This is a genomic window from Nocardia heshunensis (genome assembly GCF_054782115.1).
On sequence record NZ_BAAGTC010000009.1, the window covers coordinates 700,165 to 716,318 of the forward strand.

17 protein-coding genes and 3 tRNA genes are annotated in these 16,154 nt (G+C 67.1%); 7 read left to right on the forward strand and 13 right to left on the reverse strand.

All coding sequences use genetic code 11. From position 1 onward, the window contains the following. The first annotated feature begins 41 nt into the window (after window positions 1-41). Window positions 42-1,139: a D-alanine--D-alanine ligase family protein gene (locus ACYVN4_RS31345; protein ID WP_460725596.1), complete on the forward strand. Its 1,098-nt coding sequence runs from the start codon at window positions 42-44 to the stop codon at window positions 1,137-1,139. Window positions 1,140-1,191: 52 nt separating this feature from the next. Continuing rightward, on the forward strand, window positions 1,192-1,491 hold the full coding sequence (locus tag ACYVN4_RS31350; RefSeq protein ID WP_460725597.1) for a DUF6191 domain-containing protein: 300 nt from the start codon (window positions 1,192-1,194) through the stop codon (window positions 1,489-1,491). Between the two features lie 27 nt (window positions 1,492-1,518). Here the strand turns inward: ACYVN4_RS31350 and ACYVN4_RS31355 are convergent, their stop codons facing one another. Then, window positions 1,519-2,256, reverse strand: a complete 738-nt coding sequence (locus tag ACYVN4_RS31355) for a DUF3515 domain-containing protein (protein ID WP_460725598.1) — start codon at window positions 2,254-2,256, stop codon at window positions 1,519-1,521. A gap of 109 nt (window positions 2,257-2,365) precedes the next feature. Here ACYVN4_RS31355 and ACYVN4_RS31360 point away from each other — a divergent pair, with 109 nt between their 5' ends. From ACYVN4_RS31360 to ACYVN4_RS31370, 3 genes are read left to right on the forward strand one after another with little or no spacing between them, the layout of a single operon-like run. Continuing rightward, on the forward strand, window positions 2,366-3,325 hold the full coding sequence (locus ACYVN4_RS31360) for a thiamine-phosphate kinase (protein WP_460726771.1): 960 nt from the start codon (window positions 2,366-2,368) through the stop codon (window positions 3,323-3,325). Between the two features lie 47 nt (window positions 3,326-3,372). Next, a complete protein-coding gene (locus tag ACYVN4_RS31365; protein WP_379364610.1) occupies window positions 3,373-4,050 on the forward strand; it encodes a uracil-DNA glycosylase in 678 nt (225 codons plus the stop codon). A gap of 33 nt (window positions 4,051-4,083) precedes the next feature. Further along, window positions 4,084-4,344, forward strand: coding sequence for a hypothetical protein (locus ACYVN4_RS31370; protein ID WP_379364608.1), 261 nt, complete (start codon window positions 4,084-4,086; stop codon window positions 4,342-4,344). On the opposite strand, the gene ACYVN4_RS31375 is transcribed toward ACYVN4_RS31370, so the two are convergent. Both ACYVN4_RS31375 and rpmB read right to left on the reverse strand, forming a co-directional pair. Beyond that, window positions 4,341-4,850 (reverse strand): GNAT family N-acetyltransferase, encoded by a 510-nt coding sequence (locus tag ACYVN4_RS31375; protein WP_460725599.1) that lies wholly within the window; start codon window positions 4,848-4,850, stop codon window positions 4,341-4,343. The genes ACYVN4_RS31370 and ACYVN4_RS31375 overlap by 4 nt on opposite strands. Window positions 4,851-4,937: 87 nt before the next feature. Beyond that, window positions 4,938-5,129 carry a 50S ribosomal protein L28 gene (gene rpmB, locus ACYVN4_RS31380; protein WP_011210730.1) on the reverse strand — a complete coding sequence of 64 codons (192 nt, stop codon included), beginning with the start codon at window positions 5,127-5,129 and terminating at the stop codon, window positions 4,938-4,940. 223 nt (window positions 5,130-5,352) lie between these two features. On the opposite strand from rpmB, the gene ACYVN4_RS31385 reads away from it, so the two are divergent. Both ACYVN4_RS31385 and recG read left to right on the forward strand, forming a co-directional pair. Further along, window positions 5,353-7,140 carry a DAK2 domain-containing protein gene (locus tag ACYVN4_RS31385; protein WP_460725600.1) on the forward strand — a complete coding sequence of 596 codons (1,788 nt, stop codon included), beginning with the start codon at window positions 5,353-5,355 and terminating at the stop codon, window positions 7,138-7,140. Window positions 7,141-7,183: 43 nt separating this feature from the next. Further along, entirely contained in the window at window positions 7,184-9,460 is a 2,277-nt protein-coding gene (gene recG / locus ACYVN4_RS31390; RefSeq protein WP_460725601.1) for an ATP-dependent DNA helicase RecG, read from the forward strand. Window positions 9,461-9,463: 3 nt separating this feature from the next. Here recG and ACYVN4_RS31395 read toward each other — a convergent pair whose 3' ends face one another. The 10 genes from ACYVN4_RS31395 to ACYVN4_RS31440 form a co-directional block, all read right to left on the reverse strand. Continuing rightward, window positions 9,464-10,114, reverse strand: a complete 651-nt coding sequence (locus ACYVN4_RS31395) for a hypothetical protein (protein ID WP_460725602.1) — start codon at window positions 10,112-10,114, stop codon at window positions 9,464-9,466. A 189-nt stretch (window positions 10,115-10,303) separates the two neighbouring features. Further along, window positions 10,304-10,378: transfer RNA gene (locus ACYVN4_RS31400), tRNA-OTHER, on the reverse strand. Between the two features lie 17 nt (window positions 10,379-10,395). Next, a tRNA-Glu gene (locus tag ACYVN4_RS31405) sits at window positions 10,396-10,473 on the reverse strand. A 23-nt stretch (window positions 10,474-10,496) separates the two neighbouring features. Next, window positions 10,497-10,573: transfer RNA gene (locus tag ACYVN4_RS31410), tRNA-His, on the reverse strand. A 223-nt stretch (window positions 10,574-10,796) separates the two neighbouring features. Beyond that, entirely contained in the window at window positions 10,797-11,168 is a 372-nt protein-coding gene (locus ACYVN4_RS31415) for a hypothetical protein (RefSeq protein WP_379364596.1), read from the reverse strand. A 24-nt stretch (window positions 11,169-11,192) separates the two neighbouring features. Continuing rightward, entirely contained in the window at window positions 11,193-11,582 is a 390-nt protein-coding gene (locus tag ACYVN4_RS31420) for a roadblock/LC7 domain-containing protein (RefSeq protein WP_460725603.1), read from the reverse strand. Between the two features lie 126 nt (window positions 11,583-11,708). Further along, entirely contained in the window at window positions 11,709-12,587 is an 879-nt protein-coding gene (locus ACYVN4_RS31425; protein WP_460725604.1) for a hypothetical protein, read from the reverse strand. Beyond that, window positions 12,577-12,936 carry a hypothetical protein gene (locus ACYVN4_RS31430; RefSeq protein ID WP_460725605.1) on the reverse strand — a complete coding sequence of 120 codons (360 nt, stop codon included), beginning with the start codon at window positions 12,934-12,936 and terminating at the stop codon, window positions 12,577-12,579. Before ACYVN4_RS31430 ends, ACYVN4_RS31425 begins: the two co-directional genes overlap by 11 nt. A 276-nt stretch (window positions 12,937-13,212) precedes the next feature. Next, window positions 13,213-14,634, reverse strand: a complete 1,422-nt coding sequence (locus tag ACYVN4_RS31435; RefSeq protein WP_460725606.1) for a short-chain fatty acyl-CoA regulator family protein — start codon at window positions 14,632-14,634, stop codon at window positions 13,213-13,215. Window positions 14,635-14,850: 216 nt separating this feature from the next. Next, window positions 14,851-16,089: a DUF445 domain-containing protein gene (locus tag ACYVN4_RS31440; RefSeq protein ID WP_460725607.1), complete on the reverse strand. Its 1,239-nt coding sequence runs from the start codon at window positions 16,087-16,089 to the stop codon at window positions 14,851-14,853. Window positions 16,090-16,154 lie beyond the last annotated feature (65 nt).

A 16,154-nucleotide genomic window follows, 5' to 3' on the forward strand; every position in this document is an offset into this window, starting at 1 on the left:
CGTAACACTGCCGCCATATTCGACCAGGTACGGTTCCGGGCATGACCAACAGGACCAGGGTGGCGGTGGTGTTCGGCGGCCGCAGCAATGAGCACGGGGTGTCGTGTGTTTCGGCACGCACCGTGCTGGCGAGCCTCGATCCCGAACGGTACGAGGCGGTTCCGATCGGGATCACGCGCGAGGGCGCCTGGGTGCTCGGCGACGCGGATCCGCGGGCGCTGACCGCCTCGGACCGCGCGCTACCCACGGTCGACGAATCCGGTACCGCGCTGGCCCTGACCGCCGATCCGTCACGTGCGGGCGCGCTGGTGCCGCTGGACGGCAAGGCCGCGGTGCTGGGCACCGTGGATGTGGTGTTCCCGGTGCTGCACGGCGCGTTCGGTGAGGACGGGACGCTGCAGGGCTTGCTGGAGTTGGCCGAACTGCCCTACGTCGGTCCGGGCGTGCTGGCCAGCGCGGCCGGCATGGACAAGGAGTTCACCAAGAAACTCCTTGCCGCCGAAGGACTTCCGATCGGCATCCAGGTGGTGCTGCGGCCCGGTGTGGCCACCGTCGCCGACGCCGACCGCGAGCGGCTCGGGCTGCCGGTGTTCGTGAAGCCCGCGCGCGGTGGCTCCTCCATCGGCATCACCAAGGTCGACAGCTGGGGCGATCTCGACGCCGCCATTGCCGTTGCGCGCGAACATGATCCGAAGGTGATCGTGGAAGCGGGCATCGTGGGACGCGAAGTCGAGTGTGGCGTACTGGAATTCCCGGACGGTCGGGTGGAAGCCAGTGTGGTGGCGGAGATTCGGATGCCGGAGGACGACACCGAGGCGCCCGACTTCTACGACTTCGACACCAAGTACCTCGACGATGTCTGCGAGTTCGACGTCCCCGCCAAGCTGGACGACGATGTGTCGCAGGAGATTCGGGAGCTCGCGGTGCGGGCGTTCCGGGCGCTGGACTGCCAGGGGCTGGCGCGGGTGGACTTCTTCGTGACCGCCGACGGGCCGGTCATCAACGAGATCAACACCATGCCGGGGTTCACCTCGATCTCCATGTACCCGCGCATGTGGGAGGCCACCGGCCTCGACAACCGGACGCTGGTGAGCACGCTCATCGAGACCGCGCGGGCGCGCGGCACCGGGCTGCGCTGAATCAGACCTCAGACTGACGCCGGGCTCCGGGTTCGCGCGTAGCCTCGATCGGGTGATCGTGGCTATGACGATTCCGGGCCTGGCGATACTCATCATCGTGGTGTCGTTCGCGGATGTGGCCTACCGCAAGGCGACCGGGCGCACCGCGTTGCCGTGGATGCGCACCGATGGCGACGACCGCAAGGCCGCCGCCGTCGGGATGGAACAGTTCGACGCGGTGTTCAATTCGGGCAGGCAGCACGAGATCGAACAGCGGCACTCGGTGCTCATGCACCGGGAGAATCCGGGCGACGGCGACGACGGGGTGGATGTCGACCTCACCGCCGGGAAGGTCGTTCTCCGTAAGCCCTGAAAATCTGAGCCCTGAAAGATATATCTGTCAGTTCGGCAGCGGGTTCGGATCCATGTTCTGCTGCGGAATCGTCTGCTGGATCGCCGCCGAAATATCCTGCAGTGGAGTCGCTCCGGCCTTGTCGGGTGTAGTCACCGCGATGTAGGTGCCGCGGTCCACCGCCCAGTAGGTGCCGGAGGTGACCCCGCTGGTGGGGTCGCGCAGCTCGAACCAGTTGACGCCCTGGTCCTTACCGATCGCCTTGGCCGTCTGGATCTGGTTGGTCGAGGACGCCTTGTTGAACTCCTGCGGCCGGTCCAGGCCGCAGCGCACCACGATCGCGTCGCCGCCGTCGGGCAGCTGCCAGGCGTGGGTCGCCGCCGGGACGGGGGCCACCAGGTCGGAGGTGGTGTAGTCGCCGATCGTGCCGGGCAGCGCGCCCATCAGCGCGGAACATTGCGCGCTGGACGCGCCGGGCGCGGGCACCGCGCCGAGGGCGAGCGGGTCGCGGCTGTGATGACGATTCGCCAGCACACCCATCACGAGCAGGCCGACGATGAGCGCGATCGGCAGCGCGACGGCGGTGGCGATGAGCGCGGGGGAGCGGCGGGTCTCGAAGTCGTCCGAGTCCTCGCTCATCGCAGCCGCTTCGGCGGTGTCGGCCTTCGCGTCCGAGGATTCCTCGGCGTCGGCCGTGGTGGCCGCATCCGCTTCGGTGCTCTCCGGCGTTGTTTCCGGCTCGGTGTCCTTGCTGTCCGGCTCGGTGCCGCGGGTGTCGTTGCTCATCGGGAACGAGGGTACCGTCGAGCGGTCAGCCGACCGCATCACACTCGCCCCGAAGGAGACCGTCATCACCGCCAGCAGCAGGCCGGAGTCCGGACCGGGGGCGCAGACCGTGGGCGAACTCGGGGAATTCGGGCTCATCGCGCTGGTGAACGCGGGGCGCAAGCAAACCCGCGGCGTACTGCTCGGTCCCGGTGACGATGCCGCGGTGATCGCCGCGCCCGAGGGCCGGTTCGTGGTGACCACCGACATGCTGGTGCAGGACCGCCACTTTCGGACCGACTGGTCGAGCGCGCACGACATCGGGCGCAAGGCGATCGCGCAGAACGCCGCCGACGTGGTGGCCATGGGCGCGGTGCCGAGCGCATTCGTGGTGGGGCTGGGCTGCCCCTCGGACACCCCGGTCGAGTTCGTGCGGGAGTTGACGGACGGACTGTGGGCGGAGGCCGGACGGGCCGGGGCGTCCATCGCGGGCGGCGACATGGTGCGCAGCCCGATGCTGATCATTTCGGTGACGGCGTTCGGGGATCCGCGCCGGGCGCCGATCAAGATTTCGGGTGCGCGCCCGGGGGATGTGGTGGCGGTAGCCGGAAAGCTCGGCTGGTCGGGTGCGGGGCTGGCGGTGCTGTCGGCGGCGGATCATGCCGAGAACTCGAGTGCGGAACTGCTTGCCGAGTTCGCGGATGTGGTTGCCGTGCACCGGGTTCCGCAGCCGCCGTACGAAGCCGTCCTGGAGCTGCCGGACACCGTGGAGGTCACCGCGCTCACCGACGTCTCGGACGGTTTGCTCGCCGATCTCGGACATATCGCCGAATCCTCCGGGGTGGCCATCGATCTGGAGTCCGCGGCGCTGGCGGTCCCGGAGTTGGAGGCGGTCGGCAAGGCTCTGGGTGTCAACCCCCTTGACTGGATTCTGGCCGGCGGCGAAGACCACGCATTCGCGGCGACTTTCGCCGATTCGGGCGATTTGCCCGAAGGCTGGACGCACATCGGCCGTGTTCGCGCGGGGTCGGGCGTGACCGTGGACGGAACGCCCCGATCCGGGCTCGGCGGTTGGGAATCCTTCGCATAGGCGGGTGCCCTGACGCGATGGAACTCGACACGATAAGTTTTCCCGACATGGGTGCGAAACCACTGTCGGAAGTCATCGATACGGGCTGGGCCGAGGCCCTCGAGCCGGTGACCGACCGCATTGCCGCCATGGGCGAATTCCTGCGAACCGAAAACAACGAGGGCCGTGGCTATCTCCCCAAGGGGGAGAACGTGCTGCGGGCCTTCCAACGGCCCTTCGACAAGGTCCGGGTCCTGATCGTCGGTCAGGATCCGTATCCGACGCCGGGGCATCCGGTGGGGCTGAGTTTCTCGGTGGCTCCGGACGTTTCGCCCATTCCGCGCAGTCTGTCCAATATCTATTCGGAGCTGACCAAGGACCTCGGGCTGCCGATGCCGTCCAACGGGGATCTGTCGCCGTGGTGCGATCAGGGCGTCCTCATGCTCAACCGAGTCCTGACCGTGCAGCCGGGGCAGCCCGCCTCGCATCGCGGCAAGGGCTGGGAAGCGGTGACCGAGCAGGCAATTCGCGCGCTCGTTGCCCGTGATCAGCCGCTGGTGGCGATCCTGTGGGGCCGTGACGCCTCCACGTTGAAGCCCATGCTGGGCAGCACGCCGTACATCGAATCCGCCCATCCCTCACCGCTGTCGGCGTCGCGGGGATTCTTCGGATCTCGCCCATTCTCCCGAACCAACGAATTGCTGGGTACCCTAGGGGCCGCGCCGGTGGACTGGCGTCTGCCCTAGCGAATCCCGTTGACCTGATTCAGGAGCATGTGAATGCAGAACAAGACTGCCCGTGGTGTTTTCGTAGCGCTGGCCGCTGGTGCGGCGCTGGCCGCGGCTCCGGCCGTCGCCAATGCCGACGGCCTGCCGTTGGAGAACTACACCCCCGACACCACGCACACCACCGTTCAGCCGGTCGGCAGCCTGTTCGACACCAATAGTGTGAGTGGCCTGTCCTCGAATGTGACCTCGCGCCTGGCGTGCGTGGTGCAGTCGATCAGCCAGCAGGTGGACTGCCTCAACGGTGCGGCCTAGCCCTCGCTAGATCGGTGCCCGGTACGGCGCACCATTCGCACCTGCATTGCGGGAGTGAAGGCTTCGACTCGGCGCTCGCCGTCGAGTTCGAAGCCGTACTTCTCGTAGAAGGCCCGCGCTCGCGGGTTCTCCTCGAACACCCAGAGTGAGGTATCGGCCTCGTCCGAGAGCACCGCGTGCATCAGATCGTGCGCCAGGCCGGTGCCGTAGTAGGCGGCGCGCACATACATGGCGCTGAGTTCCAGTTCGGCAGGCGGGTTTTCCTCCCGCGACGGCCCGCAGGCCGCGAACCCGACGACCTCGTCGTCGACGACCGCGACCACCACGTGTCCCGGATATCTGACCCGGATCCGATCCCACGCCGCCGCCCGCTGCACCACATCGAAGGCGTCCAGCACATGCTGCGGCACCAGATCCGCGTACGCCTCACGCCAGCAGGCGACATGACAGATACCCAGACTGCCGGTGTGCTCGGCAGCCAGCGGCAACACTTGCCATTCGCTCATACCCACCCCTGAATTCGATTGCCCGGGCACGACAAAAGCCCCGGCCCACCATTCTGGGGGACCGGGGCTTCCGACGAGAACTGGATATCAGCCGCGAACGACCTTGCCCGCCTTCAGGCAGGAGGTGCAGACATTCATGCGGCGGGTGTTGCCGGGGGCAACCTGGGCGCGCACGGTCTGGATGTTCGGGTTCCAGCGACGGTTGGTGCGCCGGTGCGAGTGCGAAACCGACTTACCGAAGCCGGGGCCCTTGGCGCAGACGTCACAAACGGCAGCCATAGTCGCGAACTCCTTCATGGTCATAGTGGGACCCGCTGCACGATGCACAGCGTGTCCGAAAGCTTATGTCTTGGACGTACCTACCAGCGAATAGCTGGCCAACGCGGGCTGATACCTGGAAGCACAGGACCATGCCTGCGTGAGGCAACCGCACAAGACTAGCCAACCGCCTCGGTCGATGTCCAATTGGGTCCCCCGTGCCCGCCGCGTATGCGCCGTACGAATGCCAGGTGACAGCGTGGTGTCGGTCTCCCCGACTAGGCTGGCTGCGGTATTCCACGACGTGAGCGGAAGGACGGTGACGGTGCCCGGGGTAGCGGACGCGCTCGACGGTACTGCCCTGCTGCGCTGGGGTCGGTCGACCCTCGCCGCCCTCGAACGCCACCGCGACGAGATCAACGCCCTCAATGTCTTCCCGGTCCCGGATTCCGACACCGGCACCAACCTGCTGAGCACCATGCGCGCGGCCGTGCACGGAGCGGAGGAATCCGCCGAATCACCGCACGAGGGTGGTGCGGATCACCTCGCGGGCGAGGTCGCGGCGGCCATGGCGCGGGCGGCGACCATCGGGGCGCGGGGGAACTCGGGGATCATCCTGTCGCAGGTACTGCGGGGGATTTCGGATGCCGCCGTCGATGGGCCGCTGACCGAGCGATCGCTGCGGGTCGCGCTGCGGCAGGCGGCGCGGTTGGTGCGGGAGGCGCTGAGTTCGCCGGTCGAGGGGACCATGCTCACCGTGCTGGATCGGGCCGCCGAGCGGGCCGCCGACTGTGCGGAGCGGGATCTGGTCTCGGTGGCGTTGGCGGCGGCGGATGGTGCGGCCAAGGCTTTGGGGGAGACGCCGACGCAGTTGGGGGTGCTGCGCGAGGCGGGGGTGGTCGATGCCGGGGCGCGTGGACTGCTTGTCCTCTTGGATGAATTGGTGGCGGTGGCCGGTGGCAGCGCACCGACGCGGCCTGAGTATCGGCGGGGTGGCCCCGAGCATGGTGGCGGCGGCGATCAACCTCGTCATTCCGGCGGGCTCTTGGCCGTAATCCACCCTGTGGCGTTGGATCCCGGCCAAAAGCACGCCGGGATGACGGGGTTCGCCGGGATGACGGGTGGGGCGGCGGTTGCGCCGCAGTATGAGGTTATGTTCGTAGTGCGCGAGACCGATGAACCCAAGGTGGATGAGCTGCGGAATCGGCTCGATGCGCTGGGGGATTCGGTGGTTGTCGTCGGTGACGGGGAGCAGACCTGGTCGGCTCATGTGCATTGCGCCGATGCGGGTGCCGCTGTCGAGGCGGGGCTTGCGGCCGGGCAAGTGAGTGGGATTCGCATCGAGACGTTGACCGCGGACATGCACGCGCATCGTGGCGCCGCCGATCGGGCGATTCTGGCCGTGGTCGCCGGGCCGGGGGCCGTGCGGTTGTTCGAGGATGCCGGGGCGGTGGTGCTGGAGGGGGCCGTGACCGCCGAGGTATTGCTCGAAGCGATTCGGGGGGTGGCGCGGCGGGAGGTCCTGGTGTTGCCGAACGGAGCGTTGCCGGCGCACGAGTTGGTGGCGGTGAGTGTGGCGGCTCGGGATGGGCAGCGGGAGGTGCTGATGCTGCCCTGCGGGTCGATGGTGCAGGGGTTGGCGGCGTTGGCGATGCATGATGCGGGGCGCGCCGCGGCCGACGATGCGTTCGCCATGTCGGAGGCGGCGGCCGGAACCCGGTGGGGCGCCTTGCGGGTCGCGCCGGAGCGGGCCCTCACCATGGTGGGGATGTGTGAGGCGGGGGATGGGCTCGGGCTGGTCGGGCAGGACGTGGTGGTGATCGATTCGGATGTGCGGGCCGCGGGGCGGACGCTGTTGGACCGGATGCTCGGGCTGGGTGGGGAATTGGTGACGATGCTCGTCGGATGTGATGCGCCGGAAGGGCTTTCGCAGGAGTTGGCGGGGCATGTGGCCGCCGGATTCCCGGGTGTCGAGGTGGTCGTGTATCCGGGTGGGCAAGCGGGGGACGTCGTGCAGATCGGGGTGGAGTAGCGCCGTGCAGACTGGGATGGCCGTGCAGATCGAGGTGAAATAGATGGCGACACTGGCGGATCGGTTGGACCATGTGCTCGGGGTGAAGGCGGCCGAGCAACTGCAGGAGAGTTTCGACATGCAGACCGTGGAGGATCTGCTGCGGCACTATCCGCTGCGCTATGCCACGCAGGGGCAGCCGCTGACCGAGGAGGAGCCCGAGGAGGGCGCGCATCTCACGGTGATCGGCCGGATCACCAAGACCGATCTGCGGCCGATGAAGAACCGTAAGGGCAGCCTGCTCAAGGTGAGCCTGGACGCGGGCGGCGCGAAGCCGGTGGAGATCACCTTCTTCAGTGGTGACAAGGTGCGGCACCTGGTGAAAGAGGGTGCGCGGGCGATGATGTCGGGCACCGTGCACTATTGGCAGCCCACCCGCTGGAACCTCTCGCACCCCGACTATCTGATCCTGCCCGAGAAGGGTGAAGGGTCGGTCGAGAGCCTCACCTCGGTGCACGGCGGCGGCGCGCTGCGCGGCCTGGCGCAGAGCGCCAAGGGGGCCGGGGGCATCGACATGTCGTTCTTCGAGCGCGAATTCATTCCGGTGTATCCGTCGACGGCGAAGGTGCAGAGCTGGAATCTGCTGCGCTGTGTGCGGCAGGTGCTCGATCAGCTGGATCCCATCGACGATCCGCTGCCGGAAGCCCTGATCACCGAGCATGCGCTGATCCCGGTCTCGGATGCGCTGCGCCTGATCCACCTACCCGAGCACAAGGCCGATATCGAAGCCGCCCGGGGCCGTTTGCGTTTCGACGAGGCCATGGCCTTGCAGCTGGTGCTGGCCGAGCGTCGCCACCAAGTGGAGGGTCGCGCCGCCAAGCCGAGTCCGCCGCGCACCGACGGCATTGCCGCGGCCTTCGACAAGCGGCTGCCGTTCGAATTGACGGAAGGTCAGCTGGCGGTCATCGGCGAGATCTCGGCGGATCTGTCCCGTGCCCATCCCATGCATCGGCTGCTGCAGGGTGAGGTGGGTTCGGGCAAGACCATCGTGGCCCTGCACGCCATGCTGCAGGTGATCGACAACGGGCAGCAGACCGCGCTGCTCGCGCCGACGGAAGTGCTTGCGGCACAGCATTATCGGTCGTTGAAGAAGATGCTCGGCGATCTCGGTACCGCCGGGGAGCTGGGTGCGGACGAGCTGGCCACCAAGGTGGTGCTGGTGACCGGTTCCATGTCGGCGGGTCAGAAGAAGGCCGCGCTGCTGGACGCCGTCACCGGTGAGGCCGGTCTGGTGATCGGCACGCACGCCCTGATCCAGGACAATGTCGAGTTCTTCGATCTCGGCATGGTGGTGGTCGACGAACAGCACCGCTTCGGTGTCGAGCAGCGAGATGCGTTGCGCGCCAAGGCCAAGAACGGTGTGAGCCCCCACCTGCTGGTCATGACCGCCACCCCGATCCCGCGCACCATCGCCATGACCACGCTCGGCGATCTGGAAACCTCGGTGCTGACCCAGCTTCCGCGCGGTCGCTCCCCGATCACCTCGAAAGTTGTTCCCGCCAAGGTGAAACCGTCCTGGGTGGATCGGGCGTGGGAGCGGATTCGCGAGGAGGTCGACGCGGGTCGCCAGGCGTACGTGGTGTGCTCTCGCATCGGTGACGAAGAGGACGGCAAGGCCGGAAAAGCCAAGGGCCGCAAGACGAAATCCGACGAGGAGAAGGAAGCTCCGACCACGCATTCGGCCGTGGACATGTACGAGATGCTCGGCAGCGGGCCGTTGAAGGGCTTGCGCGTGGGCCTGCTGCACGGCCGCCTGCCCGCGGATGAGAAGGACCGTGTCATGCGGGCCTTCAACGACGCCGAGATCGATGTCCTGGTGTGCACCACGGTCGTCGAGGTCGGCGTCGACGTCCCCAACGCCACCGTCATGGCCATCGTCGACGCCGACCGCTTCGGCGTCAGCCAGCTCCACCAGCTGCGCGGCCGCGTCGGCCGAGGCAAACACCCGGGCCTGTGCCTGCTCATCACCGAGTCCGGCCCGGTCGGCACCGCGATGGCCCGCCTCGAAGCGGTCGCAGGCACCACCGACGGCTTCGAACTGGCCGTCCTCGACCTCCGCCAACGCCGCGAAGGCGACGTCCTCGGCTCCGCCCAATCAGGCACCGCCCGCAGCCTCCGCCTGCTGTCGCTGCTCGACGACCTCGAAGTCATCACCGCCGCACAACAAATGGCCCGCGAGATCGTCGAATCCGACCCCGGCCTGAAAAACCACCCGGGCCTGGCGAGCATGATGCGCGCGGCTGTCGACGGCGAACGCCTGGAGTACCTGGCCAAATCCTGACGGCTAGTCCAGGGGCTCGGCCGGCGCGGGCTCGTTGTCGAAATCGGGTTCGCCGTCGGTGTCGAATCCGGCGTCGCTCTCGACCTCGTCGAAGTTCTCGGGTTCGCGCCCGGGTTCGGTGTGGTCGTCGGGTTCGGCGTCGTCGAACCCGAAGCCACTGTCGGGTTCGGGTGCCGGGTCGGCGTCGAGTCCGGCCAACTCCGCCCACTGCGCGAGTTCCTCGTGATGTGAACCGGTGTGGGTGGCTTCGCCGACGTCAACAGCAGCCGAGTCGTCGCCGCTGTCACCATGCCGAGTCAGCAGCATGAGCGGCCAGGTGGGTGTGGTGCCCGCGCGGTCGTCGAACGGATGCCACTCCCAGGCCGTCTCGAATCGCCATACCCGAGCCGCCGCATCGGCAACCTCGTCGCCGGGCTCGAGGAATGTGTAAGGGCGGAAGCGCAATTCCGTGGTGCGAGGGACGCCGTCGTCCGGGTCGAACATGGCGGTATCCGGTTCGGCGTCGGATCCACCGTGCGGGCCCGCAGGCACGAAGCCGACCCGTCGCTGACTCACCTCGGTGATGCGGATCAGTGTCGGCGCAATGCCTTCCCGACCCGCGTCCCCGGGACCGGACAATTCGACGATGTCCCCGACCCGATATTCGACCGCCACAGCAACAGAACCTAGCGGAAGGTAGAGGTGTCGAGCCCCATCCTTGGTGAGGACCAGCCGTTTTCGAAACGGTGACGGCCGCCGGGCCGCATTGCCTTCCATGGCGGAGGGGAGAGGGCATGATCCCCAAGGCTCGCGCCTCGATCCGCTTAGCAAGCGGTCCCGGGCACCTGCCCGGTTTCTCCTCCATGGTGACCTCGACGGGAATCGAACCCGCGTGGGCCTGATCGAGAATCAGGGTGCCTGCCAGCGCAGCACGAGGCCGTATTCAGTTGGGGGCGTGACGCAGGTCGGAATCGAACCGACGTGGGTCCTGAGTGAAAATCAGGCTGCCCGTTAGCCATCAGAGCAACTGCGCCGTGCGGGTGACCGTCCGGGGAAGTGGGCTGAGCGACGGGACTCGAACCCGCTGATACCGGTGTCACAAACCGGTGCCTCGACCACTTCGGCTTCGCTCAACATGGGGTGCGCACGGGGTGGAACCGTGCGGGACAGTCAGCGGCTGCGATGGTCTGAGGAGAGTGCTTCCGGCGCAAGATGTTCTCGGAAGGCGGACGACGACGCGGCGGCGACGGAGGTCGAATGATGATGCACTGCCGGTCCTTTCGTCGTCGGCGGGATGATGCGTGCAACGCTAACTCCGCCGCGCGGCCGACGCCACCTATTTATCTCGGGGTGGGCGTCACACCTCGAGATCCTCCTCGATCCCCTTGAGGCGGTGGCGGGCCATGGCGAGGTTGGCGCGCCCGCGGTCGAGGGCGAGATACAGGAACAGCCCCTTGGATTTCCGCCCGGTCATGGGCCGGATGACATGGTATTGCCCGCTGAGCGTGATGAGGATGTCCTCGATATCCTCCTTGATGCCCAGCTGGTCGATGGTGCGCATCTTGGCGCGCACCACCTCGGTGTTGCCGGCGGCGGCGACCTGCAGGTCGAGGGCCTTGGAGCTACCGAGCATGCCGAGTGCCATGCCGCTGTTGTAGTCGACCACGGCCGCGCCGATGGCGCCGTCGATCACCATCATGTCCTTCAGTGCTATATCCATGTTGGACATGGGTTTTCCTTTCAATCGGTGTTATCACTTGGGGTTGGAAGTCGGTGTCGGGGCGGCCTCGGGGGGCGCGGCCGCCAATTGATCGGCAATGGTGCGGGCGGCGGGCCGCGATTCCAGGTGCAGGCGGCCGATATTCGCGCCCGGTCCGGTGAGCACGGTGAGCGAGGCGGTCCAGCCGACGGCGTAGATCACGACGTCCCCGCCTTCGCCGTGTACCACCACCTCGTGGAAGCCGCCGCCATTGGCGGTGGCGGCCAGTCGATGCGAGAGCGACAGCTGTGCCGCCGTCAGTGCCGCCATGCCCGCGGGCTCGATGTTCGGGGGCAGATCGTGCGCGATGAGCAGCCCGTCGGTGGATGCCACCAGGGTGCCGATCAGCTGCGGTACCCGGTCCCGCAGTGCTTTCAGCTCCATGACTACCTGCGTGTTCGGTTCGGGGCCGGACATCGCCACTTTGGTCAACCTTCCTATCAATTCACCGAGCCGCCTTTTCCGCGCGGTCACGCGAGTTCCTCCAAGGCCGCCTCCCTATCTGTTGCTTCACAGCTCCTCGAGTGCTGCCCGCAGGCGTATGAGTACGTCCCGGTCGGGCGGTTCCCAGCGGTCCGGGACGGCGACCACGGCGGCCGACCGGACTCGCCGACGCAGCGGCGGCGGGGATTGCGGTGCGGCGGAAGCGGGTTCGTCCTCGCCCGCACCACCCGAACCGCCCGCACCGGCCGCGAGGGGCGCGGCCGGTGCGGTGCTGACCCGGTCGGTGAGGGTCACCGTGACCGGAGGCTCGATCAACCCGATCGCGGTGAGCTCGCGCACCGCCAGCAGGCAGCCGTAAGTGGTGCGCCCCAACTCCTCCGCGAGTCCGCTGACGGTGTGGCGGGTGTCGACGGCGGCGAGCACTTCGGCCTGCCCGCCGGTGAGGACGACGCGCCGACGCCGCACCCGCCGGGCCGGGACGACGGTGACGCGGTCGATGAGTTCGACCGGCCACACCCCGGCGCCGGGGTCGCCGCGTCGCGCGCACTCGTGGATCAGCGCGCCGGGGGTGATGCGGCAGGCGTGGGCGAGCCGATGTTTTGGCCCGGGCCGGAACTCCACCACCGGCGCGTCCGGCGGTTGGGGCAGCAGCACCGGCGCCCCCAGCATCACGTAGGCGGCGTCGAAAACCGACAGCAGCGCAAGGGTTTCCAGCCGCGGGCTGGTCAGTAGCCGATCGTCGCCGCCGGTGCGAGCGCGCCGCCAATGCTCGGTGGTCGCCACTCCGGACGCCACCACCATGCGGTCGAGTCCGGTGGTGCGCTCGCATTCGGCGGCGACGATGGCTCCCTCGACTAGGTGAAATGCGCCGTCGCCCACGGTGAGTACGCCGGTACCGTGTTCTTGCTCGAGCCGCCGCAGTTCGATCAGGAGTTCACTGTCCATGATCGTCCTCGGCAAATTCGGCGAGAATTGCCCGCAGCTGGTATCGGGCCATGGCGAGATTGCCACTGTCGCCGTCGAAGAGGATGTGCACGAAAAGCCGCCCGTCGAAATCGCCGTCGATCAAATTCAGCAGGTGATATCCCCGCGTTCCGCACACGATGATCTCGGTGATGTCGTCGCCGGGGAGTCCGGTGACGAGGGCCGGTGAGGTGAGCACCGACCGCACGACATCGGTTGCGGCGGCGGCGTCTTCGTGCTGATCTACCACGTCGTGACGCCCGGCAGCCGCAATGGCCAGACCGCTCGCGCCGTCCACGAGGGTGACGCTGCGTGCTCCGGGAATGTCCATGATGCGTTTGAGACATCCGTCAATACCGATCACCGCGCCACCGCTTGTTATCGAGAGACTTCGAGCGAATCCAGACGCTACACATGATGTGCCCGTGATGTGTGGCAAACGCCGGATTAATCGATAGCTCGCATCATTCTCGCCGGTGACGGATCAAGAATACTTGACGGTACGAAATACCTTTCGGTCCTGATGCAATGCGACGCAGTGGATATCCAGAATGGATACGGGAATTGTGCAATACCGCATCGTGTTTCCCCGCGATAGGGGAGAAAGTCACCGGGGCATACGGGGATACGGCAGATCCGAGCTGATGTGCTCGCTGATCGCCAGCGGCCGCCCGATCTGCGGAAAGGCGCGCTGGGCACAGTTGGGGCGCTCGCACACCTTGCAGCCCGCGCCGATGGGGACGGCCGCCGCCGGATCGTCGAGTTCCAGGCCGCGTGAATACACCAACCGGTCGGCGTACTCGATATCGCAGCCCAGTCCGATGGCGAATTCCTTACCGGCCGTGCCGAACCCGGTCGGCGTCGGCGTGGTGGTGCGCGCCACCCACAGGTAGCGCCGACCGTCGGGCATGGACGCGATCTGGCTGAGCATGCGGCCGGGCTGATTGAACGCCTCGTGCACCACCCATAGCGGGCAGCTGCCGCCGACCCGGGAGAAGTGGAAGGCGGTGGCGGACTGCCGTTTCGAGATGTTCCCGGCCCGGTCGGTGCGGATCAGGAAGAACGGCACCCCGCGCTGGCCCTGCCGCTGCAGGGTGCTCAGGCGATGGCAGACGGTCTCGAAGCCGACCTCGAAGCGCAGGCTCAGCAGATCGATGTCGTAGTGCAGTTCCTCGGCCGAGCGCAGGAACTTGCCGTAGGGCAGGATGAGCGCGCCCGCGAAGTAGTTCGCCAGCCCGATGCGGGCCAGGGTGCGGGATTCGTCGGTGAGCGTGGGGCTTTCGTCCAGCACTTCGTCCAGCAACGCGCCGTGCAGCAGGAAGGCGAGCGTGGTGGCGATCTGGAAGGCGCGCTGTCCGGGGCGCAGCCGCCGGGCCAGGGTGAGGGTGCGGGACTCGGGTTCGTAGTGGCGCTTGGGGATGTTCGGATCGGCGCCGTCGCCGCGCACCAGCACGGTGACCCCGGCGCGTTCCTCGGCCACCCGGGCCAGCTGCCGGTCCAGCGAGCCGATGGTGAGCCCGCTCTCGTCGAACAGCCGCTCGGCCGCGAGATCCAGCTGGGCGATGTGATTGTGATGGTCGTAGAAGAAGTCGCGCACATCCTCGTAGGGCATGGGGACCCCGGGGGCGCCGGTGGGGGTGGCCACCTTGGAGGACAAGAGGTCCAACTGGTCGGTCGCCGCGCGTAGTCGGCGGTGCATGGCCACAACGATTTTCGCGACCTCGGGCATGCGGGTGGCCAGGTCCTCGACCTCGGCCACCGGGGCGACATTGCCGCCCGCCGCCTCCACCAGGATCTCGTGCAGGTCCGACACCAGGCGGGCGTCGGAGTCCGCGGCGAAGAACTGGACATCAAGATCGAACGTCGAATTCAGCTTCAGCAGCACGGGAATGGTGAGCGGTCGTTGATCGCGCTCGAGCTGGTTGAGGTAGCTGGGGGACAGGTCCAGGGATTTGGCCAAGGCCGCCTGGGTCATCCGCCGTTCCTCGCGCAACCGTCGTAGTCGGGCCCCCGCATACATCTTGCGCACGTGCAGGATGGTACCGATTCGGCTTCGCAAACATCGCAAATTGGGGAGACTCGCCACATTTTCGCCCCCCTGCGTGCCACTTCATCGTGGCGGCGGTGCTGCGTAGCATGCGAATTCGGTACTACGGGCGGTTTCTGACGCGAGTCCCCATCGTACGACCAACCCAACGCCACCGAGGTGGAACGGCATCCGGAATGTGCCTCGAAATCGGCGGGTTCATCCCAAAATCAGGTGAACCTGGAGTTCGCCGACCAGGAACCCGAGCACCGCGCCGATGGCGACCAGCTTCCATTCGTCCTGTTTGAACGCCGGGCGCAGCAGACCCTCGTACTCGTCGTCGGTCAACTGCTTGGTCTTCTCGATCACCAGGTTGCGCACATCCAGGGCCTCGATGGCGTGGCGGTCGAAGCCGGAGTGTGCGGCGGCCTTGACGTACTCGAGCACGAAGGTGACGGCGTCGCGTTCCAGTGCGGTGTAGCTGTCGCGGGCGACCATCAGCACCAAGGGGCGGGCGGGGCCGGTCTGCAACTCGAGGAAGTCGCTGACGTGGCGGCTGAGAATGGAGGCCAACCGGTCGGCTCGTTCGCCATTGAGGACGGCCTCGAGAATGCGTGCCGGGGTGAGGATCTCGGTGGCGATGAGGTCGCCGTAGTCGGCGCAGACCTGCTCGCGGCGCTTGTGGAAGAGGCCTTGCCACTTGAAGGGTCCGATACCGACCGGGCGGATCGGCCGGAAGATCATCTGCAGCGCCAGCCAGTCGGTGACCAACCCGGTGAAACCACCGAAAGCGGGCATGAGCCAGGCGGAATGGGTCAGCGACCACGTGATCATCTGCACGAAGCCCAGCACCGTGCCGAAGATCAGGCCCGAGCGCACGATGAAGCGCAACTCGTTGCGGCCCACCCGGCGCACCATCTCCACCAGCAGCGACTTGTCGTCCACCAGTGCGCTGATGGCCATGCCGCGCAGGTCCATCACCTGATCGAGATTGGTGCGCAGGTCGTAGACGAGGTCCTCGATGAGCTGCGGCAGATCCCGTTGCGCGCGTTCGATGATGGCGCGCTGCGCGGAATCGGGCATGTTCACCCACAGCCGCGGCTGATGTTTCAGCATCATGGCGCGGACCATGTAATCGACACCGGCATCGAGGGGTTCGCGCAGGCGCGTGGTGAGCTCGGCGATATCGATGCGGGCGATGATGTCCTGCGGGTCGATGAGCTTGCCGAACATGAGGTCCACGGCGATGGTGGCCATGCGCGCCGCGGAGCGGGGGATCACGCCCTGCCAGCCCAACCACGGTGGGATGCCCTTGAATTCGAGCGGATACATCAGCATGCGCACGGCCACGATCTTGGTGACCCAGCCGATCAGCGCGGCGACGACGGGAATCGAGCAGTAGAGCAGCCAGTGGTCGGCGAAATCCGCGATCACGACGCGCTGCGCCCCTGCGCCCACGTGGTTGCCATGCCTGCTCCTCGGTGCGAGTATTCGTATTACGGATGACGATTATTCGTATCGAC